14 protein-coding genes are annotated in these 23,794 nt (G+C 44.5%); 5 read left to right on the top strand and 9 right to left on the bottom strand.

Annotated features, from left to right (window positions below):
- Positions 1-2: 2 nt before the first annotated feature.
- A complete protein-coding gene (locus tag DN752_RS22440) occupies positions 3-3,041 on the bottom strand; it encodes a SusC/RagA family TonB-linked outer membrane protein (protein ID WP_245949366.1) in 3,039 nt (1,012 codons plus the stop codon).
- 409 nt (positions 3,042-3,450) lie between these two features.
- Between DN752_RS22440 and DN752_RS22435 the strand changes: the two genes are divergently transcribed.
- Both DN752_RS22435 and DN752_RS22430 read left to right on the top strand, forming a co-directional pair.
- On the top strand, positions 3,451-7,527 hold the full coding sequence (locus DN752_RS22435) for a two-component regulator propeller domain-containing protein (RefSeq protein WP_112786051.1): 4,077 nt from the start codon (positions 3,451-3,453) through the stop codon (positions 7,525-7,527).
- A gap of 11 nt (positions 7,528-7,538) precedes the next feature.
- Positions 7,539-8,141: an alpha-ketoglutarate-dependent dioxygenase AlkB family protein gene (locus DN752_RS22430; protein WP_112786050.1), complete on the top strand. Its 603-nt coding sequence runs from the start codon at positions 7,539-7,541 to the stop codon at positions 8,139-8,141.
- Between the two features lie 221 nt (positions 8,142-8,362).
- Here DN752_RS22430 and DN752_RS22420 read toward each other — a convergent pair whose 3' ends face one another.
- The 8 genes from DN752_RS22420 to DN752_RS22385 all read right to left on the bottom strand — a co-directional run bounded on the left by DN752_RS22420 (position 8,363) and on the right by DN752_RS22385 (position 17,162).
- The gene (locus tag DN752_RS22420) at positions 8,363-8,980 is read right to left on the bottom strand and encodes an HmuY family protein (protein ID WP_112786048.1); all 618 of its coding nucleotides are present in this window, start codon (positions 8,978-8,980) and stop codon (positions 8,363-8,365) included.
- A gap of 104 nt (positions 8,981-9,084) precedes the next feature.
- Positions 9,085-11,391 (bottom strand): TonB-dependent receptor plug domain-containing protein, encoded by a 2,307-nt coding sequence (locus DN752_RS22415; RefSeq protein ID WP_112786047.1) that lies wholly within the window; start codon positions 11,389-11,391, stop codon positions 9,085-9,087.
- Positions 11,392-11,597: 206 nt separating this feature from the next.
- Complete coding sequence (locus tag DN752_RS22410; protein ID WP_170134468.1) at positions 11,598-12,647, bottom strand: hemin-degrading factor; 1,050 nt, start codon at positions 12,645-12,647, stop codon at positions 11,598-11,600.
- Between the two features lie 3 nt (positions 12,648-12,650).
- Positions 12,651-13,463 carry a heme ABC transporter ATP-binding protein gene (locus DN752_RS22405; protein ID WP_112786045.1) on the bottom strand — a complete coding sequence of 271 codons (813 nt, stop codon included), beginning with the start codon at positions 13,461-13,463 and terminating at the stop codon, positions 12,651-12,653.
- On the bottom strand, positions 13,460-14,530 hold the full coding sequence (locus tag DN752_RS22400; protein WP_112786044.1) for a FecCD family ABC transporter permease: 1,071 nt from the start codon (positions 14,528-14,530) through the stop codon (positions 13,460-13,462). Before DN752_RS22400 ends, DN752_RS22405 begins: the two co-directional genes overlap by 4 nt.
- A 32-nt stretch (positions 14,531-14,562) precedes the next feature.
- Entirely contained in the window at positions 14,563-15,432 is an 870-nt protein-coding gene (locus DN752_RS22395) for a heme/hemin ABC transporter substrate-binding protein (protein WP_112786043.1), read from the bottom strand.
- A 483-nt stretch (positions 15,433-15,915) separates the two neighbouring features.
- Entirely contained in the window at positions 15,916-16,131 is a 216-nt protein-coding gene (locus DN752_RS22390; protein ID WP_112786042.1) for a hypothetical protein, read from the bottom strand.
- Positions 16,132-16,193: 62 nt separating this feature from the next.
- The gene (locus DN752_RS22385; RefSeq protein ID WP_112786041.1) at positions 16,194-17,162 is read right to left on the bottom strand and encodes a helix-turn-helix transcriptional regulator; all 969 of its coding nucleotides are present in this window, start codon (positions 17,160-17,162) and stop codon (positions 16,194-16,196) included.
- 359 nt (positions 17,163-17,521) lie between these two features.
- Between DN752_RS22385 and DN752_RS22380 the strand changes: the two genes are divergently transcribed.
- From DN752_RS22380 to DN752_RS22370, 3 genes are all read left to right on the top strand, one after another.
- Positions 17,522-18,454 (top strand): hydroxypyruvate isomerase family protein, encoded by a 933-nt coding sequence (locus DN752_RS22380; RefSeq protein WP_112786040.1) that lies wholly within the window; start codon positions 17,522-17,524, stop codon positions 18,452-18,454.
- A 588-nt stretch (positions 18,455-19,042) separates the two neighbouring features.
- Positions 19,043-22,060 (top strand): SusC/RagA family TonB-linked outer membrane protein, encoded by a 3,018-nt coding sequence (locus tag DN752_RS22375; protein WP_112786039.1) that lies wholly within the window; start codon positions 19,043-19,045, stop codon positions 22,058-22,060.
- Between the two features lie 27 nt (positions 22,061-22,087).
- Positions 22,088-23,764, top strand: coding sequence for a RagB/SusD family nutrient uptake outer membrane protein (locus tag DN752_RS22370; RefSeq protein WP_112786666.1), 1,677 nt, complete (start codon positions 22,088-22,090; stop codon positions 23,762-23,764).
- Positions 23,765-23,794: the final 30 nt, after the last annotated feature.

The raw sequence follows: 23,794 nt of genomic DNA, 5'->3' as shown, positions 1-23,794 counted from the left end.
TTTTAAAATTGAATATTCAGTCCAAGGTTGATGATTTTTTGTTGCGGATAAAACTGACCGCTCTCACTGGATCCCTCAGGATCATAATCCTGGACTTTGGTAACCGTTAGCAGGTTAAAGGCATTGGCATAAATCCTCAAACTTCCAATAGAGAATCTATCCAGAAACTCCTGTGGCAAGTTATATCCTACCTGGACATTCTTTAGACGTCCGAAAGCAGAATTGTCCAACCAGAAGTTATTTCTATAAAGTCCACCGCTGACTGCAGAAGAAGCCCGCTCGCTTACCCGAGGGTAAGTACCGGAGGGGTTATTGGGGCTCCATCGATTGTCTGCCCAGCTACTGTAGAAATTACCGACGGTACCGGACTCAGGAAGAACATATTGTCTTACCTGCCCTTGGCCAGAGATCACAGCGGCAAAATCCCAATTTCTCCAAGCCGCATGTAAGTTCAGCCCGAAGGTAATCCGCGGGATATTACCATACTCGGTACGTACCATATCATCAGCCGTGATCTGTCCATCATCATTATAATCTTCATAAATAAGATCTCCTGGCTGTGCACCGGCCACATGAGGGTAGTTGTCCAAGTCTTCTTCCGTTCTAAAAATCCCAATTGCATTATAAAGCAAATAGGTATTGAGCGGTCTTCCTGTTTCCCGTTGGTAATCCAATACACCTGGAGCTTCATCCTTGAACACCAATTCATTTTGGGCATAAGTAAAATTACCAGAAACCCCAAAGGTGAAGTCACCCGTATGCTCATAGCCAACAGTCGCCTCAAACCCGTGGCTCTTTACCTCTCCAATATTTTCTGACGGCACCAGTGGATCGGCATCATACGGATTGACAATTCCCGAAGTGCCGGGAATGGAAGCATTTCTAGTGGTCAGGATTTTACTTCTGTCCTGCTGGAAATAGATAAACTCAGTAGTGAATTTTTTGAGCCAAACTGCATTGAACCCAATGTCCGTTTTGGTGGCCACCTCCCAAGTAATATTGGGGTTGCCTAGTCTGATCAAGTCAATGCCTGTCACCACTTCATCACCGATGACGTAGCGGTTATTAAAAGTATAATTGTCATAATACTGGAATTGACCGACATTGTCATTCCCCAGTTGTCCGTAAGAAGCTCTTATCTTCAGGTCATCAAAAAAACTTAGATTGTCCCGAAACCAAGATTCCTCAGAGATACGATATCCGGCAGATACCGAAGGGAAAAAACCATAACGTTCACCTTCAGGAAAATTAGAAGATCCATCCACACGCATTTGAATTTCGGCGAGGTATTTCTCATCAAAATTATAAGCAAAGCGGCCAATAAAACTTTTTCTGGTGTAGTTATAGCTACTTCCCCAGTTATCATAATCCGCCGCTGCCGCCCCACCTTGGCTTAGTTCAGGAGTCTCTATGGTAGGAAAATGCAAGCGTGATGCTCCCATGGTATGGGTGCGGTTTTCACTTTGTTCATAGCCCACAAAGGCATCGATAAAGTGATTGTCAAAATATTGCTTAAAATTCAACTTAATATTGGACACGGTCATGGACTGGGAGTAGTGCGACTCCGAAAGGGTAGCTTGCTGATCAGCTCCACCACCTACCACTACTGGGTTATAGCCCTCTGTGGCTGGATCATAGTTGTACAACGTGTAAGGAGTGCTAAAATTCCTGGATCTGTCCGAGCTTTCATCCACGGAGAAGAAACCATCTACGGAAAGTCCTTCCAAAAAGGGCAGATCATAACTAGCCCTTAGGATTCCATTAAAGACATACTTAGGGTTTTCATTGACCCCACCTGCTTCGGTAGCCATCATTACGGGGTTATTGTTTTCGATCCCTGTAGAAGGCAAGCCATTGGGATATACCGCCACTACAGTGGGATAAGCCCGATAAATCGACCTGAAGATGCCATCTGCTCCAGTGGTAGGAAACTGACGTGCTTCTTTACGGCCTGCCAAGGATAAGCCTACTTTAAGTCGTTCGGTGATTTCTGCATCGACATTGGAGCGAAAGCTGTACTGATCATAACGCGTGGCTCCATCCTTATACAAACCATCCTGACCTGTCTTACCAAGGGACAAAAAGTAATTGATTTTTTCTGAACCTCCTCTAATGCTCAGGTTATGTTGGCTTTGTAGGGCGACATTGTTCAATGCGGCCTTTGCCCAATCGGTATTGGGGTAGTTAAGAGGGTCTGTGCCATTCTGAAACTGATTAAGCTGGTCTTCCGAATACACCTGGTTCATCCCTCCTTGAGGGTTGTTATAATAAGCAATTTCATTCCTAATAGAGCCATACGTCTCTGCATCTGCCATATCAGGCATTCTAGTCGGGGAAGAAAATCCTTGGTTAAAACTATAAGAAATGACGGGTTTTCCTTCCTTTCCCCTTTTGGTGGTCACCAAAATCACCCCATTGGCAGCCCTAGAGCCATATATAGCTGCTGAAGCATCCTTCAATACCGAAACACTTTCAATGTCATTTGGGTTGAGACGCTCAAGGCCACCTATCTGGCCCGGCACACCGTCGATCACGACCAATACATCATTGTTTCCAGTAGTGGCCAGTCCACGAATGGTAAAGCTGGAACCATCATGACCTGGCTCACCGCCACGGTTACTGGCTATGATCCCAGAAAACCGCCCTGCCAGGGAGTTGGATACATTTGGCTGGGGACTGTTTTGTAGGTCCCTACCTTCTACTTGGGAAACAGACCCGGTCAAGGTGGCCTTTTTCTGCTCGCCATATCCTACCACTACTACTTCATTGAGGGATTGTAGATCGGCTTGAAGCTGTACTTCAATACTCGACCTACCGTCTGGTGTGATTTCTTGGGATTGGTACCCAATAAAAGACACCTTAAGTGTAAGGTCGGCGGATGTAGATACGGATAATTGGAAATTACCGTCCAAATCGGTAACGGTACCGTTGGTGGTACCTACTACGAGAACAGAGGCACCTGGAAGGCCTTCTCCGCTTTCATCTAAAACGCGGCCACTGATTTGTTCTTGGCCATAAACCATAGACATGGTACACATCATCAAACATAATGATATGCAAAAAAACCATGCTCTAGCATGTAAATGTGTCGGCATGTTATTTTAGGTTAATTATTAATAAATTTATTTAAGCAGATACAGCAGCTTTTACTCGCCTATCCAGTTATTATTTGACCTTAATAATGAGGCGCTTCTTCCAGTGATCAAGATGGCTCCGGCCAAAAGGCGCTAGCTACGAAACCATCCTAGTGTGTGAACAATCTCATTATGCAAGGTCTATAATTCACTTAGTAGGGCATTATTCGCCACTGACCTGTAATGACAATATTAGGTGTTAACTACCTGTATATAGGGGAACAAATCAGCATTACCGGGGGTAAAAATCGGTCTTTGCTGGTTTTTTTGCGTTTATATTGGGATTTTTACTGGCAAATATCGTGATTGTAACGACATGAAATCGCCCTTTATAACCCTATTACTCTGTACTACTTTTGCTTTATGCCATGCGAAGCAGGACAGTCTTGGTGCATTCTTTCCTCAGCAAAATCAACTGACGTTTTATCTCTTGGATGTCGAGTCCGGTCTCTCCCATAATTATGTCAACAGTATCGAGCAAGATTCACTGGGATTTATCTGGATCGGAACCATGGAAGGCCTAAGCCGTTATGATGGCCATTCCTTTGAGGTGTACAGGAAAAACAACCAAAACCGTACTGATGGCCCCATCAATAATTATATCCAGCATATCAAACGGTCAGACCAACAAGAGCTCATCCTAGCAACCCCGGGAGGCCTAAGTGTTTACGATCCCAAGACAGATCAATTTCGGCATATAACCACCAGTGCTGGACTCCTAGAGGATGATGTCACCTATTCTGCAGAGAGTACGTCGGGAAAACTGGCCTTGGCAATTTATGGTGGCGGGGTACAGATTTTGGAAAACAATAAAATATCGGACACTTATCTTGTTGCACCTGAAGCGACTAATGCTATCCCCTCAGAGAAAATCACCTCTCTGGCTTTTCAAGGGGATTCTGTCCTCTGGGTGGGGACATTTGACGAGGGCCTTTCGAAGATCGACCTGGCACTGAAAAAGGTGACTTCACTACAGCAATCCGATGTTGTTTCCCAGAATATCAATTGCCTCTATAATGATCCGAAGGGTAATTTATGGATTGGAACCGGTGAGGGAATACAAGTGGTCACTCATCATGGAGACACCCTTTCACTTCCTGCCACGCATACCACTAACCTTGGGTTGAGTGATGACAATGTACTGTGTTTTGAAAAAGGCCCATTTGGCAATCTATGGGCAGGCACCAGGAATGGCGGGCTGACGATAATCCCCACGGAGCAGTTTATCGCGGACAGCGACATGACTACCAGCTGGTTTTTGCCTAAGGGAGATGGTTCCAGTGTCTTTAACAGGACAGTGTCCTCCCTGAAACTTGCTGCTGATGGAAACATGTGGATAGGCACCAGCACGGGAATCAATGTGGTCAATCCCAATGGGGATCCCATACAGCTGATCCAGCAAAACCTGGCTTCCGAACAGACGATTTCTCACGACAGGATCGGAGCGATCACAGAAAGTGCTAACAATAAAATCTGGATAGGAACTGATGGTGGAGGACTGGACTTATATGATCCTTCCATTGGGCAATTTCGGCATTTTGAACATCGGCCAACTGATCCTTATAGTCTCAGTAACAACTATATCATTTCCTTATTAGAATCTGATGATGACAAAATCTGGGCGGGAACCTACCAGGGAGGCCTTAATCTCTTAGATCCAACAACCGGGGCATGTAAAAAATACTTACAAGGTCAGCAAGAAGATGGTAACGATGTTCGGGTCATCTTCCAAGACTCCAAAAAGCAACTTTGGGTGGGTACCAACAGGGGTGGACTCTATCGGTACCACCCTCCCATCGATGATTTTGATTATGTAAGGCAAATTGGTAAAATTGACATTCGAGATATCACGGAAGATAACCACGGCAACCTTTGGCTCGCCACCTACAGCAATGGCATCATCCGCTACAACTACCTAACTGGTGAAAAGGAGCATTTTGATGCATCTACTGTTTTTGGGTTTCCTGGCAATGTCATCTTTAGCCTACACATACTGGAAAATGGGGAGGTGCTGGCAGGAACACGATACGAAGGCCTTATCAAGCTTAACCCAACCCAAAAAACAGTCGCCGCTTATACAGAGAAGGACGGCCTCAGCAACAATACAATCAACAGCATTACCCCAGACCAAGAAGGTAAATTATGGCTGGGCACTTCAAATGGCATTAGCTTTTTCGATCCCAACACCAACACTGTCGGCAACCTCAATGGCTATAATAACATCCAACGCAGCGAATTTAATATTGGGGCAGCCATGGCAAGTACTTCCGGAAAAATCTACTTAGGGGGCAATAAAGGCATCAATGTATTTCGGCCAGATAACCTACAACAATCCAACAGCCAATACCCCCTTGTTTTTACAGACCTTCGCCTCATGAACAAAAAGGTCTCCGCCAAAGACCTGGCAAGTAGCGCTAAAAACCATTCGGATATTCCCTACCTGAATAAAATCCAACTGAACTATAGCCAAAGCTTATTCTCGCTGGATTTTGTAGCGCTAAAATACCCCAAAGCCAATGATATCCAGTATGCTTATAAGTTGGAGCCTTATCATGATCACTGGATCGAAACCCAACAACTGGGAACTGCCAATCTAAGCAATATCCCACCAGGTGAATATACCCTAAAAGTCAGGGCCAGGAGTAACAAGGATGATGATACCGAAAACCAATTGGCCATTGTGATTTCCCCGCCCTTTTGGAAGACATGGCCAGCGTACCTCATTTATCTCGTGGTATTTTCTGGACTTATTTGGGCAGGAATGAAATACTATTCGGATCGTCTAAAATTGAAAAACTCACTTCTGTTTGAGAAAAAACAACGTCAACTTGAACATGAACTCAACGAAGAGCGAGTGAGTTTTTTTACCGGGTTTTCACATGAACTGAAGACGCCCCTTACCCTTATCATGGCGCCGCTGGAAGACATGCTAATGGATGTCAAAAACCCAAGCCATGTCAAAGGACTTAAATTAATCCAGAAAAATGCCAAATACCTCATGGAAATGATCAATAGGTTGCTGGAATTCAGGAAGACAGAACTGGACAGCAATCAGCTGAACTTGGAAAATCACCGCATAGTAAAACCTATAAAACAATGGGTGGACCAATACCAGCATTTGGCAAGACACCGCAACATCAAATTGACTGGAAAATTTCCAAAACGGGAATTTTCGGCTACCATAGATCTAGAAAAACTCCACATCATAGTCAATAACCTCATTTCCAACGCTCTTAAGTATTGTAGACCCAAGGACACGGTGATGGTCACCCTTTCGGACCAAGGGGACAGTTTCGTGATACACGTAAAAGATACTGGCCCGGGGATTGTTAAAGAAGATCATGAAAAAGTGTTCAATTGGTACTACCAATCTGGATCCCATGCCAACCACAAAGGAACCGGAATAGGATTAGCCCTAACCAAAAGGCTAATCAATGATCACCATGGCAGTATTAAACTCAACAGTCAGGTCAACCAAGGCAGTGAGTTTATCGTTAGCCTTCCCAAATCCCAAAAAACGGCCACTGACTTGAATTTCTCAAGTATTGGAGAGATACACCTGAATGAGATCGCACACCCAACCCCTGCGCCAAAGCCCTCTTTTGACCTTAAAAAAGACAAAAACTTGGCATTGCTCATTGATGACAATACAGAGATCCTCAATTACCTCGCTAACCTTCTCCATGAAGATTATGACCTTATCTATGCTCAAAATGGCCAGGAAGGATTAGAAAAGGCTGTCCAATATATCCCCGACATCATTTTATCAGACATCATGATGCCAGAAAAAAATGGCATTGACCTATGTGGACAATTAAAGACCCAGCAAGCCACCACCCATATCCCAATCATCCTGCTCTCCGCAAAGGATAATGTAGAAAGCATCACATCTGGATATGGAGAAGGAGCTGACGCCTACATTACCAAGCCTTTTAACGGGCAAATCCTAAAATCGAGAATTGCCAACCTACTCTCTACCAAGCTAAGATTAAGGGACTATTATTTAGGAAAAAAGGAATCCGCAAATAGTCTATCCGAAAGTCAGCTACAGGCCGTCACTAAAGAAAAGGAATTTCTGATCCAGCTAAAAAACCAAATTATTGGCCAGTTGGCGGAAGAAACCACTGACGTAGAGACTATTTGCCAGCTAATGGGAATGAGCAGAACGTCCCTTTTCAGAAAACTAAAGGCCATCACCGGTCAAAACATCAATCAGTTTACCCGCACTGTCAAAATAGAACATGCCGCATACCTCATTCGGGAGAAAAACCTGGGAGTAGCCCAAGCTTCTTTTGAAGTAGGTTTCAGTAGTCCAAAATACTTCCGAAAACTGTTTAAAGAACAGCTGGGCTATCTTCCTTCCGAAATACCCAAAGAACTGAAACAGGAATAAGACTATAAACGATGGATCTTTTTAACCAACATAGCCTATACGATATCTTGCCCTTTGATGGCACGGTGCATTACCATGGCAAAATATTCGGGACAAATCAATCCTCCGAATACTTCGAAAAGCTACGGAATACCATCGAATGGAGACATGATGAGGCTGTACTTTATGGGAAGCACTATGTCACCAAGCGCAAAGTGGCTTGGTATGGAGATGAGGGTTTTGAGTACCGCTATTCCGGCACTACCAAACAAGCACTCCCTTGGACCAAGGAATTAACAGTGCTCAAAGCCATTGTAGAGGAAAAGTCGGGAATTTCTTTTAATTCTTGCCTGCTAAACCTCTACCATGATGGCGACGAAGGCATGGCCTGGCACAGCGATGGTGAAAAAATGCTTGGCGATGATCCCATCGTGACCTCCCTCTCTTTTGGCGCCGAGCGCAAATTCTCCTTTAAGCACAAAACCACCAAACAAACCGTCAGTTTGGTACTCGAAAATGGCAGCTTGCTCGTCATGCGCGAAGGTTCCCAAAAACACTGGCTACACCGTCTCCCTCCCACCAAGAAAGTCACCCGACCAAGAATCAGTCTCACTTTCCGTCGCATTTTTATGTAGGTTGGGAAATTTGATTATGGGAAAATTGTAAAATTGTAAAATTGTAAAATTGAAAGATTGGAAGGTTGGAAGGTTGGAAGGTTGGAAGGTTGGAAGGTTCCGCTGTCGCGGATTTGCAATCCGTGACGATAGCTACTGGGGGATTTGTAATCCCCCATAAAAAAAGGTGGAGCCAAGAGCTCCACCTTTTCCGCGAAAACATATGTCAAATCAAGTTACCTTTAGAAAGTCTTTGTTCCATTGGGCTGGAGTACGTATCTGAATGTATAGTGGTACATATCCCTGAGTTCATATTCTTCTGCGGGTGGGTTTCCTTTGAAGAAACTTAAAATTTCCATTTTCACAGAGTTCCCTGAGTTTGTCTGAAAAACAAGCACAATTGCTGCTTTTGGAGTCACAAAATGGGTACTCCTATCGTAATTCCACCAACCATTTTGCATGTCATTAGGAATAGCATTCATTTCTTCCGTATCTACTGATAATTCCATATCGTCAGGTAAACCTTCAAGTTCCTCGAATACAGTTCCCGACAATAACGCTCCCTTTACGTTTCCGTCACCATTAACACCACCATTTACGATTATCTCTGTTGATTTAAAAGCGATGTCCCAATCTTCATCCTTAGAATCTACCACCGTATTTTTTTCAAAACTATAATACACATAATCATATTCTTGACCATCGTCAGACCCTGGATTACTATTGGGGGCATACAAATCCTCTACCATCACCGCCTCCAATTCTTCTACTACTTCAGGCTCGGTGTCCTCATCATTGGTACAGGCTACGAACAGTGGCATTGCCAGCATCGCCAGCGCAATAAAGTTTACTTTTTTCATGTTTATAAATTGTTTAAATGTTACAAGTTTTAAAGGTTTTAATGTTGTAAGGTTTGAAGGCTTGAAGGTTTCACGCTTCATCCATCATTGTTAATTCTCCATTCCTAATTCCCAAACAGCTGGTCCAGCGAGACATTGGCACGGATGAAGAAAGTCCGGCCAGGATTGGTGCTATCATATTCATTAATAGCGTCAGCGATATTCCTTACGCCCGTCTCCAGCATCACTCCATTGTCAAATTGCTTGTTCAGGGTCAAGTGAACTTGCATGATCCCCTCGGCATATTCTGAAGGATCATCCAAGATCTGGTTGCCGTTGATATCGCCAAAACCGTATTTCCCACGGTAGATTCCGCGCAGGACCACGTTCACACCCGTATGCCTTTCCCAATAATTGACTTTCACATTTCCACTGTGTCTGCTGCGGTTAAACAGCCCTCCGTAATCTGAGCGTTCTACCCTTCTGGTGCGGTTTTGACTGTCCCTTTTGAAGTATTCGCCATTTTCTATGCCTTCGATCACTTCTTCATCACGACTGTCCAAGTACACGTATCCAAGCGAAAACCTCCATTGGCTGCCCAGCCTATAATTGGCTTCCACTTCAGCTCCTTGTGTGATCACTTCATTGAGGTTAATGTAGCTGTAAACATTGCTACCGTTCGTCAAGCGCGCTACCGCAGTCGTCTCAATCAGGTTGGCTATTTGGTTTCGGAAGAAATTGGTATTCAGCAATAAATCATCCGTGAGTTTCCACCGAAAACCAGTATTGACGGCCCAGCTGTTTTCCGGCTTCAGGTCACCAAATGTACTTGGATCCGTTAGCAGCTGCTGCACTTGGCCTTGCGCTTCCAGTTGTCGGACACCTTCTTCCACGAGCATGGAACCATAGACGTAATAGCCCACAACGGCATTATTGAAGTTAAGTAGCAGCTGACGAAAATCGGGCGACTTGAAGCCTGCGCCGATGGAGCCTTGCCAGCTAAAGCGGTCGGAAAACTTGTGCATGGCAGAAATTTTCGGACTTATCCTCCCTCCATATTCACTGTGCAGATCTCCCCTCGCTCCGGTCACCACATTCCACTTTTCCGTAGGGCTCCACTGATGTTGGAGGTAGAGATAGCCCGAGTTGAAGCGGTTATTGTCATCATAGCGTGTGGCATCCACCGTTTCCAGTTGGTGCCCGATGCCTACGGTCAATAACTGCTTTTCATCCAATCGATAATCGGTCTGCAGCTCTGTCCGGTGATAGCGCTGGCTGAAGTCCTCTTCATCCACGACTTCCCCAGTCTCGGTAAAGACCGTGCTGGAATGGGTATCATACAGCGTGGTCATGTTCCGAAGGGTAAATGTCCAATCGGTGTTCGGCTTAAAACGAATGGATGGATTGATGTTGATATCCCTACTGTCTCCCGCCATATCAGCGGCCAATGCTTCCCCTCCAGAACTCACACCAACTACATCCTTATACTCATCTTGGTAAAATCTACCACTTACCTTCACCTTCCATTTATCACCTATGTCCTTCCCCAGCTTTACCTGAGCTGTCTGCGCTTCATGGGGAGCCTTGGTATTGCCAAGGGTCTCGGTATTCAGGTCATAACCATCCGTGCTAAAGTGATCATAGTACCCGTAGATATTCCAGCCTTTGGTATTCAATCCTACTTCGGCAGCCATATCCAAGGAATTGAACGAGCCATATTGGGCGATGAGGTTGGCATTGAGTCCATCGTTAGTTTTTTTGGTAATAATATTGATCACTCCCGCCATAGCTTCACTGCCATATATTGCACTGGATGGTCCACGAAGGATCTCTATTCGGTCAATATTGCTGACACTAATACGATCCAGGTCAAATGTCCCCGCAGTCCTTCCTATCAATGGCTCACCATCCAACAAAACCAATATATACTCTGAGTCCAATCCCTGCATTTGCAGCCCCGTACCATGGTCTGCCACCAATTGAAGTCCCGTTTGTTCTGCCAACACATCCGACAAGCGAAAGGCACCTGTTTCTTGGATTTTTTCCTGTGTGAGCACTGTTACCGGCATGGGCAGATCCTCTACGCTGCGGTCAGTCCGCGTCGCAGAAAGCACATATTCATCCAGCTGTCCCAAGGACTCTCGAAGGATGATGTGCGGGTTGATCATCAGCTCTCCTACGGTCAGTTTCAGGTGCTCGAAGCCCATGGCATAAACCTCCAACTCCACAGATGCCGCATAGGCAGAAAGGTCGATTATTACCTGTCCCTTGCTATCTACAGCCAGCACCTCTCCATTGTCCAGTTTGACTATACCATGGCCTACAGGACTCCCCTTGTCGTCTTGGATCAGGATTTCCACAGGTTCTTTAGTAGCATAGGAAACCATGCAGATCAAGCAGAGTAGAAGTGTATGTATTATTTTTTTATTCATAATTCTCAACCAACCCCCCATTTTAATGAGTTGCTTTTTTACACTCCTCAGCTCACTGAATCAATGATAACTGGGAGTTTATATATTTTATTATGATGTTAGGTCCCTTCTGTTGCTACATAAGTTTTTGAGCCCCGGGCCGTATGCCCGGGGGTTCAAAACAACGCTTAAAAAGTAAAGAGACAATTATAAAAAATGCTTACAAACTAAATCCTCTTTAAGGTATCCACCAGTTTTTTCCACGTGACATTTTGTGGGATACCTGGCTTCCGAAGGCCAAAATATTGGGCTATTAGCTCTCCGGAAGCATCAAATAATTCTATGGAAGACACTACCCCATCAGCTGTATTCTTATGCACCACCCAGGCTTGATCAATGGTATTTTCATTCAGGTGCATTACAAAGTCCGGATCCATGACATTAAACCAGTTATCGATTTGGCGGAGGTTTTTTACCTTTCCTTGATGGATCTGGATATTGCCACGGTTACCCGCAAAAACCATTATGGGCAGCTCCTGCTCGACCGCTTTTTCCAACACTTCCCTTATCACCAACCGATCTACACGATAGGCCCACTTGTCGCCAATCTTTCGCAGTGCTTCCTGACGGTGGAGTTTGTACCGCTTGAGCATCCCGAAGAAGGCATGGGTATCTTTCATTTCTTCCCATTCTTTCCTGAAGCTATCTTCATCTATGTCAGTCGTGTATTCAGGAGCTTGGATCGCTTCGATGTCAAGATCGGCCATTTGATCGATGGCTTTGTATTCATTTTTTAGCTGCTCAAAAACATCCTCATTGCTTTCTTTTTGAAGGTAGATTTTCATGATCGCTTCCCCCGCTTGGTCAAAAAACTGGAAGCTTTTCATCATGCCCCTTGCCCCTTGGATCTCAGCGGCAAAACCAAATTTCCAGTTGCTAAAGAAAATACGTTGCTCAATCGGGCCAATCACCGTGGCCACTTGATGTGGAGCCGAACCGTGAATGCTGATTTTCTGGAAGGTCCCTTTGTGCTCAAGCACACAACCTTCTGTCCTGGTAAGCGCCATTACTCGCCCCAAATCACGGCAGTGAAGGATAAAATCGGCCCAATTTCCCTCCAGTCTCACGACACCTTCGCCGATAGAAGTGGCCAGTAATTCTGCTTCAGAGACACCTAGGAGTTTGGCCGCCTCGCGGATCCTTGTTTTAGGGTATTCTTCTTTAAGGGTTTTATATTGTTCCTTTAGTTTTTGTACGGTATTGATGATCGTAGTCATTATTTATGCTGTTTTGATTGATGCTAATGTTGCGTATTCAGTACTTTCGGAGGTAATGATGACCTGCTCATCGTCCAAGGGATGAGTCAGCACCGATATGGGATGGCCATACACCATCGACAGGTTTTCGGCAGTCATAATGGTTTTGACAGGACCAGAAGCTTTTACCGAGCCGTTTTTCATCAGCACGACCTTATCCGAGTAGTGTGCTGCCAGATTTAAATCATGTAAAATGGCCAGAACGCCTATATTTTTTTTCCGTAAATTCCTCACCAGTCGTAGCACCTGATGCTGCTGGGCAATGTCCATACTGGAAGTAGGCTCATCCAGCAACAGGTACCTGGCGTAAGGCTTATCCTCCCAAATCTGCAACAGCACCCTGGCCAGCTGTACACGCTGTTTCTCTCCTCCAGAAAGCCCATCTATCATCCTCTCTCCCAAGTGCCCTAAACCTGTTAGCCCCATCACTTCTTCCATCAATTGCCGGGAAGGTGTATTGGCATCATGCGACAGTACTCCCAATGCCACGATCTCTTCTACCGTATAGGGAAAATTAACAGTCGAATGCTGTGGCATCACTGCCCTGTATTTGGCCAATTGCTGCGGTTTTATGGATGCCAGCGGTACCTGATTAATGGAAACAGAACCTGTTTCACAGTTTTTTTCTCCACTCAGTATCTTTAGCAAAGTGGATTTTCCTGCCCCATTTGGCCCCAATATGCTCACCACTTCTCCCGGTAACAGATCAATGTTAACCTGGTCCAGAATTGGTTTTTTCCTGATGCAGAAATGGATATTTTCGGCACTGACCATCATAGGATTCGTTGACGTTTAAAATTCAAGAGTATCGATATAAAGAACGGTGCTCCAATCAGCGCAGTAATAATCCCTATGGACAACTCCGCCGGTGCAACAATAAGTCGGGAAACAATATCAGCAACCAACATCAATATGGCGCCAAGGAGAAATGCCACTGGCAAGAGCGTGCGGTGATCCGAACCTATCATCATCCTCACCAAATGCGGCACTACCAGTCCTACAAAACCAATGGCTCCTGTCACGGAAACCCCTGCACCTACTGCCAATGCACTAAAAAAGAGCACCAGGTATTTTACTTTCTGCACATGAATGCCCATGTGGAAGGCTTCTGATTCCCCCACCGCCAAAGCATTAAGGGATTTGGGAAAAGACATCATCACAGTGGTAGCAAGGATGATAAAGCTCCCAACGATATATAGCTTGTTCCAACTCGCTCCTCCAAGGCTACCAAGGCTCCAGAAGGTAAAATTCCGGATGGCATTGTCATCGCCATAGTAGATTACTAACCCGATCAGTGCCGCGGATAGCGCATTGATCGCTACCCCGGCAAGGATCAGGATGGAGATATCGGTTTTGCCGGCTTTGCTGGCAAGCCTGTAAGCCAAAAAGGTATTTAACAGACCACCAAAAAACGCCGCCAAAGGCAATGCAAATGCACCAAAAAGTGATCGTAATTGCCAACCGATGGAACTAGAAAACACAATAACAATAACGGCAAATAAGGCACTCCCTGAGCTGACGCCGATAATAGCAGGCTCCACCAATGGATTTCTGAACAAGCCCTGCAGACATGCTCCTGCCACGGTCAAGCTCCCTCCTACCAACACGCCGAGTAATACACGCGGAAACCTAATGGTCCATAAAACAGCCATTTTTTCCTCAGCAACACCCTGCGCCGGCAGACCGAGCTTAGCACCCAAAATGTGTAATACCTCCGGTACCGATATAGTATAAGCACCAGTCACCAACGAAAGCAGCACAAAAAGCACCAACAATACCCCAGTAATCGATAGGATCATCGGGCGGTGTGTACTTACCGTTTTATAGCTGAGTGATAATTGCATGATGATGGATTTTCTTTAACCCTGTTTAATGATCAAGGATGGGTTTTTTCAAACAGATCGATCGCAGCCTGTCCCAAGCGAGGGCCAAAACCTGACAGGTAATGACCATCCATGGCTATGAGCTGATCCTTTTTCCAGGCAGTAGTGGCCGTAATCCCTTGGATCGTCCGAAGGCCTTCCTTTCCTCCAGCTGCCTGAAAGCCAGATTCGAATAAAAGGATATAGTCAGGATTAAGTGCCGGCAAGGCCTCGGGAGTAAGTGGTTTTAACCCCTCGAAATCCACCGCTACAGGCTCTGCCCCCGACATGGATATCATCGCCTCAGCAAAGGTGTCTTTCCCTGCCAAAAAGACCATTTCAGGTCCTCTGGACATGATGAAGGCCACTTTCGGTTGTTCTTTATTCTGTTCTTTTAGCGTCCTAAGTGCTTCCAAATCCTTATTTAACTGACGGATTAGCTCATCTGCTTTTTCCTTTTCTTCGAAAATTTTGCCTATCTCCGTAATGAGTGCTGTGGCTGTTTGGGCAGATTGAGGATTTTTGAGTACAAATACCTTCTTACCGCTGTTTTCTAGTTGCGTCACCACGTCATTGTTGAGGTAGTTTTCTTCCACTAGTATCCAATCAGGATTAAGTGATAGAATGCCCTCTGCTTGGATTTGATTTCTGTAGCCAATGGAGGGTAACTCCTGCATATGGGCGGGATAAGTACTGGTCCGGTCTGTTGCCACTATTGCATCACCATGACCTAGCGCATATACAATTTCGGTAATGGTACCGCCTGCCGTGATGATCTTAGGAATAGCTTCCTCAGTAGCTGTGCTTTCTTGCTTCTGGTCGTGCTTACTACTGCAAGACACCGCCAGAGCCATAACGAAAAATAGCGTAATATTTCTTTTCATTATTTAGATTAATTATAGATAACATTACAAAAGTAGAGTTATTTAGACTTAATCCAAATAAATATCAATTGAATAAATTTATGGATTTGCAAAAACCATAGCCCAATAATGATTCTAAAAAAATGATAGATATCCCCTATATCCAGTCCTTTCTTTATTCCGATTTTAATACCTTTTTAGTTAAGGGGGTTTCTCTCTTTTCATGTACCTAAGCTCCCTCTTTTGAGTGACTTTGGCTGCGAAACATTGACTGTTTTGGTGGATTTTATCCGTCTTTGATGATACGCTTTGTTGCCAGTAGGTTATATTTCTCAACGAATGCGCAGAAGCCCCAGAATGGAATAAGGCTTTTCTGAGATTTCAGTGGTTTTTGTGAGAACCTATTTACTATTGCTGTGCTTACTGGTGTCATTGCAGACATTCATTGATTGCTGGTTTATAATTGGTCTACAATAAAGTAGTCTTTCATCCATATAAAAGGGATCAATCATCCAATTCCTTACAGAAATGTCCTTTTGATGAAAGCACTAGTTCTATTTCCTTTACCTCAAATCTATCTGTCACCACACGTAAGATATTGTCACAATCTTCCAAATCAACATTCCATGAACCCGACTTCCCTAAAAAATCGTCCAATGCAGGAGCTATTTTTTCCACTTCAGACTCGTTTCCCAAAGATGTTTTAAATACAAGAATCATATAGCTGTAAGTTATTGACCAGGATGAATAATAAACAAATAAACACAACCATCATGACAACCCTATGTCAGTAGGGTGCCCAATTTCTTAATCCTGGCCAACTTTTGTTGAAGTTTATCCTTGGCTTTTAACTTAACTTCATTGGGAGAGAGGATATCTGCATATTCTGCAAACATGCAATACCAGCGGATAAAGTCATTCTCATAGGGAAGCATAAAGGTCATCCTGACTTTATCTTCCTGCTCTGATTCGTATACAAGTCCATAATCATACTTATCACCACTGAGGTAAGGAGCCACTTCTTTATCCACTTGGATTTCGATTTTGGTAAGCTCCTTTTGGTTCTCAAGTTCCTTAAGATAAGCCTGCAATGACGGATGCTTGTCCTCAAAGCACTGACCTGTTTCGTTCAATTTAAGTATCCTGTCTATTCTAAAAGTCCTATAAGCCTGACGTAACCGGCAAAAAGCGATCATATACCACTGGTCAAAATAGTAATATATGCCCATCGGTTCGATTTCCCTCTTTGATGGAGACTCCTTCCCCATTGCTTTGTACTCCATTTCCAACACTATTTTCTTCACCACCCCTGAAAGAATGGTAGGAACAGTTTTAGGTCTATTGGATTGCTGGAGACTATTGGGACGCTTGCGCACTGCAATAAAGGACGTTGCCTGCTCATACATCGCTTTTTCGCCATTTTTCAAAACCGCTCTGATCTTGTACATCGCTTCTTTAAAGTGTACTGCACTTTCTCTATCGGTCAGCTTCTCGACCATCTTTTCTGCCACTACAAACGACATGGCCTCATCTTGGGTAAACATCACTGGTGGTAACCTGTACCCTTCCACAAGTGAATAGCCAGCTCCAGCCTCGCCTATGATCGGAACACCTGCTTCTTCAAGCGCTCGCACATCCCTATAAACAGTCCTTAGACTAATTTCAAAACGGTCGGCCAACTGCTGGGCTTTTACCAACCGTTTGGTCTGAAGGTGTGTCAATATAGCGGTGAGACGGTCAATTCTGTTCATGTTTTTCGCTTCTGATAGAGATAGAAATAAATGTACCAAATTTTCAAGTGATTGGGATAGATCAACACAGCAATCGAAGATATTTGACATCAATTGTCGTAATACATCTCCAGTGTACCTATCAATACCCTCACTCCCCCATATATAAAGTTCCCAAAAGGAATTTTATAAGGCGTCACTTACGCTCATTCGATGCAGGAGGTAATAATCGTTATTTGTCACTCGAACAGCGTTTATTATCAAACATCACCACCTCCATAAAAATTTATTTGCCTACCCTCTCTTTCCTCCTTATATTAGATGGCTTTTGTTAATTTTCATAACCCAATCTAACCTCACTCAATAAAGCTAAGACCAAAATGAAAAACCATCAAAACCCAAGAAGAACTTTTTTAAAAAATGCAGCGCTCAGTGGTGCCCTTGCTACCTTGACCAGTGGTGTTTCACTGGCCAGCAGTCCATCAAAAAGGGCCGTACGAAGGGATTTTAACCTAAATTATGCACCCCACTTTGGGATGTTCAAAAACCACGCTGGTGATGATTTTGTAGATCAAATCAACTTTATGGCCGAGCAAGGCTTCCCGGCATTGGAAGACAATGGACTCATGAAAAGATCCTTGGATGACCAAAAACGTATCGGTGCTGCCCTTGAAAAAAACGGCATGACCATGGGCGTTTTCGTGATCGACCCTGGATTCAACTGGAAAGTGGCACTCACCACTGGTAAAGAAGAATACAAAGAGGCCTTTGTGAAAGAATGTGAGAAAGCCGTAGAAGTTGCCAAAATCGTCAATGCCAAGTGGATGACGGTCGTACCGGGGTATTTTGAAAGAAACCTACCGCTGGACCAACAAACAGCTCACATTATCGATGCCTATAGAATGGGTGCCGAGGTTTTCGAACCACATGGCCTGACCATGGTCATGGAGCCGCTAAGTGATAATCCACACCTGTATTTAAGGCATTCGAACCAGGCCTATATGATCTGTAAAGCAGTGGACAGTCCTGCGGTCAAAATCCTGTATGATATCTACCACATGCAAAGAAATGAAGGCAACCTCATCGCCAATATGGAGCTTTGCTGGGAGGAGATCGCCTATATTCAAATTGGCGATAACCCTGGCCGGAAAGAACCAGGAACGGGAGAAATCAATTACCAAAATGTCTTCAAATGGATCGATGAAAAAGGGTTCAAAGGTATTTCAGGTATGGAACACGGAAATGCTTCCCCCGGCAAGGAAGGTGAGCAAGCCTTGATCAACGCTTATCACAAGGCCGATTCCTTCAAATAATGGCTTATCGCACTTTCCTATATAATCCCCAAAGCCCTGGATCGACCTGGGCTTTGGGGATTCAAGGAATAGAGGAAGGGGTCAAGAGGATTGTTTTACCCTGGACGTTAAGGCTTCTAAAAGGAACAACGTAGAACAATAACAGTGCACAAATTTTACAATCACCTACCGCAAAGCCCCGGGAAAAATTCACCCTATATTTTTTGAATTTGTTTTATACACCTAGTGATCAACAATACATTGCGGTCAACCTGCCTAAGCGCGTTAGCAAAAATTCACCCAGCCAATCATGCGCTAACTCCCTAAAGTACCATTAACGTTAGCAAAGTCATCAATCAACATCAAGATAAATTCCCAATTCGATAATTTATCACAAAATAATTCCAATTATATACATTATTTACCGATCAGTATCGATTTCAATGTACCTGTATACGAAATCGATTCCGTAAAAAAAAGACAAACTCAACTTTGATAGGTACTATGGTGTATGTAATTTAAAACTTATTCGAGAACAATATTTTACAAATAACCTATTTCTCGAAAGAAAGAAACCCTTGTACCAATTAACAAATAAACCAAATAACTATGCAAAGCAAAAATTACCTATCCATAGGAATAATACTATTCCTATTGCTCTTATCTGGGCCCTTAATTGGACAAAATGTCCAAGTATCTGGCACCATAACAGATGAAAACAACATGCCCATACCCGGGGCAGCTGTCCTGATCAAAGGCACCAGCAATGGTACAGCAACTGATCTTGACGGTAAATACACCATTAATGTAAATCCCGACCAAACCCTTCAGTTTTCATTTATCGGGTACAATACCACAGAGATGACAGTGGGTAATCAGACCACCATTGACGTGGCCTTGGAGCCGAATGTATCTGATCTAGATGAAGTGGTAGTCGTGGGCTATGGATCTGTAAAAAAGAGCCAACTTACAGGAGCCATTTCTTCTGTAAGCGCTAAAGAAATCACTGACCAGCCCATTACCGATGCCCGCCAAGCCCTGCAAGGCCGCTCATCCGGAGTAGATGTATCCTCACCAGGAAGCAAGCCCGGTGCTGCACCTCAAGTAAGGATACGAGGAAGGAGATCGTTCAATGCCAGTAATGAACCCTTATACGTGGTTGACGGAATCCCTATCGCAGGAGGGATCAATGACATTAACCCTAACGACATTACCTCCATGGAAATCCTCAAGGATGCTTCTGCTACTGCCATCTACGGCTCCAGAGGTGCCAATGGTGTCGTATTGGTCACCACCAAGCGGGGTACCGCCGGAAAAACAGTGGTCTCTGTAGACTCCTACTTCGGGTTCAATAACTCCCTAGGGACTATTGAGGTTTTTGATGGGCCGGAATTTGCCGAATATAAAAGGGAATCCAGACGAGCCACTGGGGACTACCCTGAAGGCCCTGCCACCGCAGAGGCCGATGCGGCGCTCTTTGAGCCAGTAGAACTTGAGGGAATTGCTGAAGGAAGAACTTCGGACTATGTCGACGCCCTTACCCGTACAGGTACCATCCAAAGTCACCAAGTGTCCGTATCTGGCGGAAGTGAAAAAACACAGTTCTTCGTCTCTGGAGGATTCTTTCAGGACAAAGGGGTCGTTAAGAACCAGGATTTTACCCGCTATAATTTCCGTGCCAACGTAGATCACAAAATCAATGACAAAATAAGGTTTGGTACATCTACTTTGGTATCCTACAGCGAAAGAAATGGAGAAGACTTCAACCCTATCGGAGGAGCAATGCAAGAAAATCCACTCGGTAAGCCTTATGACGAAGATGGTAACCTTATCTTCCTACCTACTTCCGATGGATTAAGGACCAATCCCCTAGCAGAAATCGTACCTGGAGCAAACGTAGACCTCACCAAACGTTACAGGATCTTCAACAGTATCTATGGCGAATGGAAAATCACCGAAGGACTGACTTACCGCGTGAATTTCGGCCCGGATATTACCATAGACCGAAACGGTAGATTTACAGGCTCCCAAACCAATGCCCGACGTGGGGGAGATCCAACTGGAAGTATTGATGAAGATTTCAGGTTTAACTACACGCTGGAAAACATCATCACCTATGACCGTACATTTGCTGAAGATCATGCTTTTAAATTCACAGGACTGCAATCTATCCAAAAAGACAATTTGGAAGAAACCTATCTAAATGTGCAGGGCATCCCCTCCGAAAGCCAATTATACGACCAACTAGGAGATGCCAGCCAGATCACTGGCGCCGGCACCAACCTGATACAATGGGCTCTACTCTCCTTTATGGGCAGATTAAATTATAATTATAAAGGGAAGTACCTGATTACGGGTACCCTTCGGGCAGATGGATCATCCAAGTTTGGAGAAAACAACAAGTTTGCCTATTTCCCATCTGTGGCTCTAGGCTGGAATATCAGTGATGAGCCCTTTTTCAAAGCCAACGAGACCTTCGATCAGATGAAATTAAGGGTAAGTTATGGCTCCATCGGAAACCAAGCAATAGACCCCTATCAGACCCAAGCCCTTCTTGGAAGAAGCACCTATGCCTATGAAAATAGCCCAGCCTTTGGATATGGACCGGGCACGATAGGAAACCCAGACCTAAGATGGGAAACTTCCACTACATTCAATGCCGGTCTGGACTTTTCGCTAATTGCTGGAAGAATCAGTGGTAGTTTTGAATATTATGTCACCACTACCAAAGACCTATTGGCCCCTCAACCCCTTCCAAACTCCATTGGCTTTGGCGGATACACCACCAACGTAGGTAAAACCCAAAATCGTGGTATAGAGTTAACAGTAAACAGTGTAAACATTGACAACTCCAATTTTACTTGGACTACTGATTTTATTTTTAACAGGAACAGGGAAGAAATACTGGAACTTCCAAATGGGAATGACATATCTGCTGGACGTTTTGTAGGGGAAGCACTTACGGTATTTTATGATTACAAGAAAATTGGCATCTGGCAGACAGACCAAGCGGACTTGGCAGAATCCTACGAAGACAATGTCGGTGAGATCAGGGTAGAAGACATCAACAATGACGGCCAGATCAATGCTGATGACCGTCAGATCCTTGGCTCTGCCGTACCTGATTTCGTACTGGGGATGACCAATAGGTTTTCCTACAAAAACTTCGACTTGTCCTTTTTCATCTACGGGCGTTTTGGATCCATGATCCGAAGCCGTTTTCATGACCAGTTCAACAGCTTATTTGGACGATATAACAACTTGGCAATTGACTATTGGACGCCGGACAACCCTACCAATGAATACCCAAGGCCTAACCAAAACCAAGAGCGGCCAAAATATGCTAGCTCTATGTCCTACTTTGATGGCACATTTATAAAAATAAGGAACATCAATATTGGTTATAATTTCCCTACAAAAATTGCCGAAAAAATTGGCATGACCAATTTAAGGTTGTACAGCAGTATCCAACAACCCTTCATTTTTGCCGAATACCGAAGCAAACATAAAGGGATAGACCCAGAAGTGTACTTGGACGGAGAACAAGGTGCTGGTGACGGTGAGGTTAATGCCAACATATCGCCTGCTGTTACCTCCTTTACTTTTGGTATCAATGCCAAATTTTAATTGTCGGACTTTAAAACAATGAAACAGATGGAAAGATATAGATTCAAAAATAAATTCTCACAGGTCTTATTAGCCTGCTCTATTGGCCTTGGACTCACTGTACTCCCCTCATGCGAAGGGTTTCTGGACGAAGAAGTCATCGCCAATATCGGTGATGATTACTTGAATACCCCGAACGGTCTCAGGGATGGGGTCAACTCAGCGTACAGCACTTTCAGGTCATTTTATGGTACCGAAAGGGGAAATAACCTAACCGTTTTTGGTACCGACACCTATACGAATGGATCCGATGGTAGCTGGAAGTTTATGAATGAATACACTTCGCAGTTTGACTCCCGAAATGGCCACGTCACGGATGTTTGGAATTTTTTTTACGACGGTATCAACACCTGTAACGCCATCATTGACAGGGCACCATCAGTAGAAGGTATTGAAGAAGACTTAAGAGCCCAATATGTAGCTGAAGCGAAGTTTATCCGTGCCCATCACTATTTTATATTGACCCAACATTTTGGAGGAGTCGATCTCCAATTGAGCGAAACATTACTCCCTACCAATGAGGTAAGCCGTTCTTCTGTGGCAGACATGTATTCGGCGATCATTGCAGACTTGGAGGCCGCTATACCTGACTTGGAACCTGAGATGCGCGCATCGCAATACGGCAAGGCCACCCGGCCAGCTGCCGAACACTTGCTAGGGTGGGTATATCTTACCAAAGGGTACTCAGAAGTTGCAGAAGGAAGTGATTTTGCCAATGCTGAAGCCCAGCTTCAAAAGGTAATCAACGATTATGGCTTCCAATTGCTACCAGATTTTGCTGATGTCCATGCTTTCGGAAATGAAATCAACGATGAAGTTATCTTTAGCATTCAGTACACCAGTGATCCACTTACCAATGGAGGCGGCAATAATACCCACCTCTATTTTCTCATGGAATATGATGTCCAGCCAGGCATGCAGCGAGATGTGGAAAATGGCCGACCATGGAAGCGTTACCGTCCTACTGAATACACCCTCAATGAGGTGTTTGCAAACCGGGACGTAGATGCCCGCTACCAGAAATCATTCAAGGATGTATTCTATTCCAACACTCCTGGCGAATACAACACCACATTTGACCTCAGTAAGAGCACGGTGAATTATAATGAAGGAGACACAGCGATCTACATTCCTGGATATGAAATACCAGAGGCTGAGCGGGCTACCAAACCCTATCAAATCCTCACCCCAAGCATGTACACCGACAAGCTGTATCCTACTCTTAATAAGCACTTGGATCCGGGAAGACAGGACAAAACCCAGGGTGCTGGTGTAAGGGATTATATTGCATTCAGGCTCGCGGACACCTACCTGCTGCTGGCTGAAGCACAATTCCAGCAGGACAAAATCACTGAAGCCACAGAGACGCTAAATGTCATTAGGCGTAGAGCTGCTTGGCCAGGAATGGAAAGTGAAATGGAAATAGCCACTACCGATCTCGACCTTGACTTCATCATGGAAGAGCGGGCCAGAGAGCTCCTCGGTGAGCAAAAGAGATGGATGGACCTGGTACGTTGGGGTGTCCTAGTGGAAAGAGTACAAATGCACAATGATAAAGGTGCGCCAAATATCAAGCCCACCCATATCCTCCGGCCAATTCCCCAAAATCAAATCGACAGAGTAGCGGGTGGAAGCGATGCATTCCCTCAAAACCCAGGCTACTAACCTCATTATAAACCACCAATACCTCAAACG

It is taken from the genome of Echinicola strongylocentroti (genome assembly GCF_003260975.1).
GTDB lineage: Bacteria > Bacteroidota > Bacteroidia > Cytophagales > Cyclobacteriaceae > Echinicola > Echinicola strongylocentroti.
The sequence above is the reverse complement of the archived record's forward strand: the minus strand, read 5'-3'. Positions and strand labels throughout refer to the sequence as shown.

Bases quoted from the DNA above. Each gene is read 5' to 3' on its own strand.
- DN752_RS22375 (WP_112786039.1), top strand. From the start codon at position 19,043: ATGCAAAGCAAAAATTACCTATCCATAGGAATAATACTATTCCTATTG.
- DN752_RS22420 (WP_112786048.1), bottom strand. From the start codon at position 8,980: ATGAAAAAAGTAAACTTTATTGCGCTGGCGATGCTGGCAATGCCACTG.
- DN752_RS22395 (WP_112786043.1), bottom strand. From the start codon at position 15,432: ATGAAAAGAAATATTACGCTATTTTTCGTTATGGCTCTGGCGGTGTCT.
- DN752_RS22430 (WP_112786050.1), top strand. From the start codon at position 7,539: ATGGATCTTTTTAACCAACATAGCCTATACGATATCTTGCCCTTTGAT.
- DN752_RS22390 (WP_112786042.1), bottom strand. From the start codon at position 16,131: ATGATTCTTGTATTTAAAACATCTTTGGGAAACGAGTCTGAAGTGGAA.
- DN752_RS22405 (WP_112786045.1), bottom strand. From the start codon at position 13,463: ATGATGGTCAGTGCCGAAAATATCCATTTCTGCATCAGGAAAAAACCA.
- DN752_RS22385 (WP_112786041.1), bottom strand. From the start codon at position 17,162: ATGAACAGAATTGACCGTCTCACCGCTATATTGACACACCTTCAGACC.
- DN752_RS22400 (WP_112786044.1), bottom strand. From the start codon at position 14,530: ATGCAATTATCACTCAGCTATAAAACGGTAAGTACACACCGCCCGATG.
- DN752_RS22380 (WP_112786040.1), top strand. From the start codon at position 17,522: ATGAAAAACCATCAAAACCCAAGAAGAACTTTTTTAAAAAATGCAGCG.
- DN752_RS22370 (WP_112786666.1), top strand. From the start codon at position 22,088: ATGGAAAGATATAGATTCAAAAATAAATTCTCACAGGTCTTATTAGCC.
- DN752_RS22440 (WP_245949366.1), bottom strand. From the start codon at position 3,041: ATGATGTGTACCATGTCTATGGTTTATGGCCAAGAACAAATCAGTGGC.
- DN752_RS22435 (WP_112786051.1), top strand. From the start codon at position 3,451: ATGAAATCGCCCTTTATAACCCTATTACTCTGTACTACTTTTGCTTTA.
- DN752_RS22410 (WP_170134468.1), bottom strand. From the start codon at position 12,647: ATGACTACGATCATCAATACCGTACAAAAACTAAAGGAACAATATAAA.
- DN752_RS22415 (WP_112786047.1), bottom strand. From the start codon at position 11,391: ATGAATAAAAAAATAATACATACACTTCTACTCTGCTTGATCTGCATG.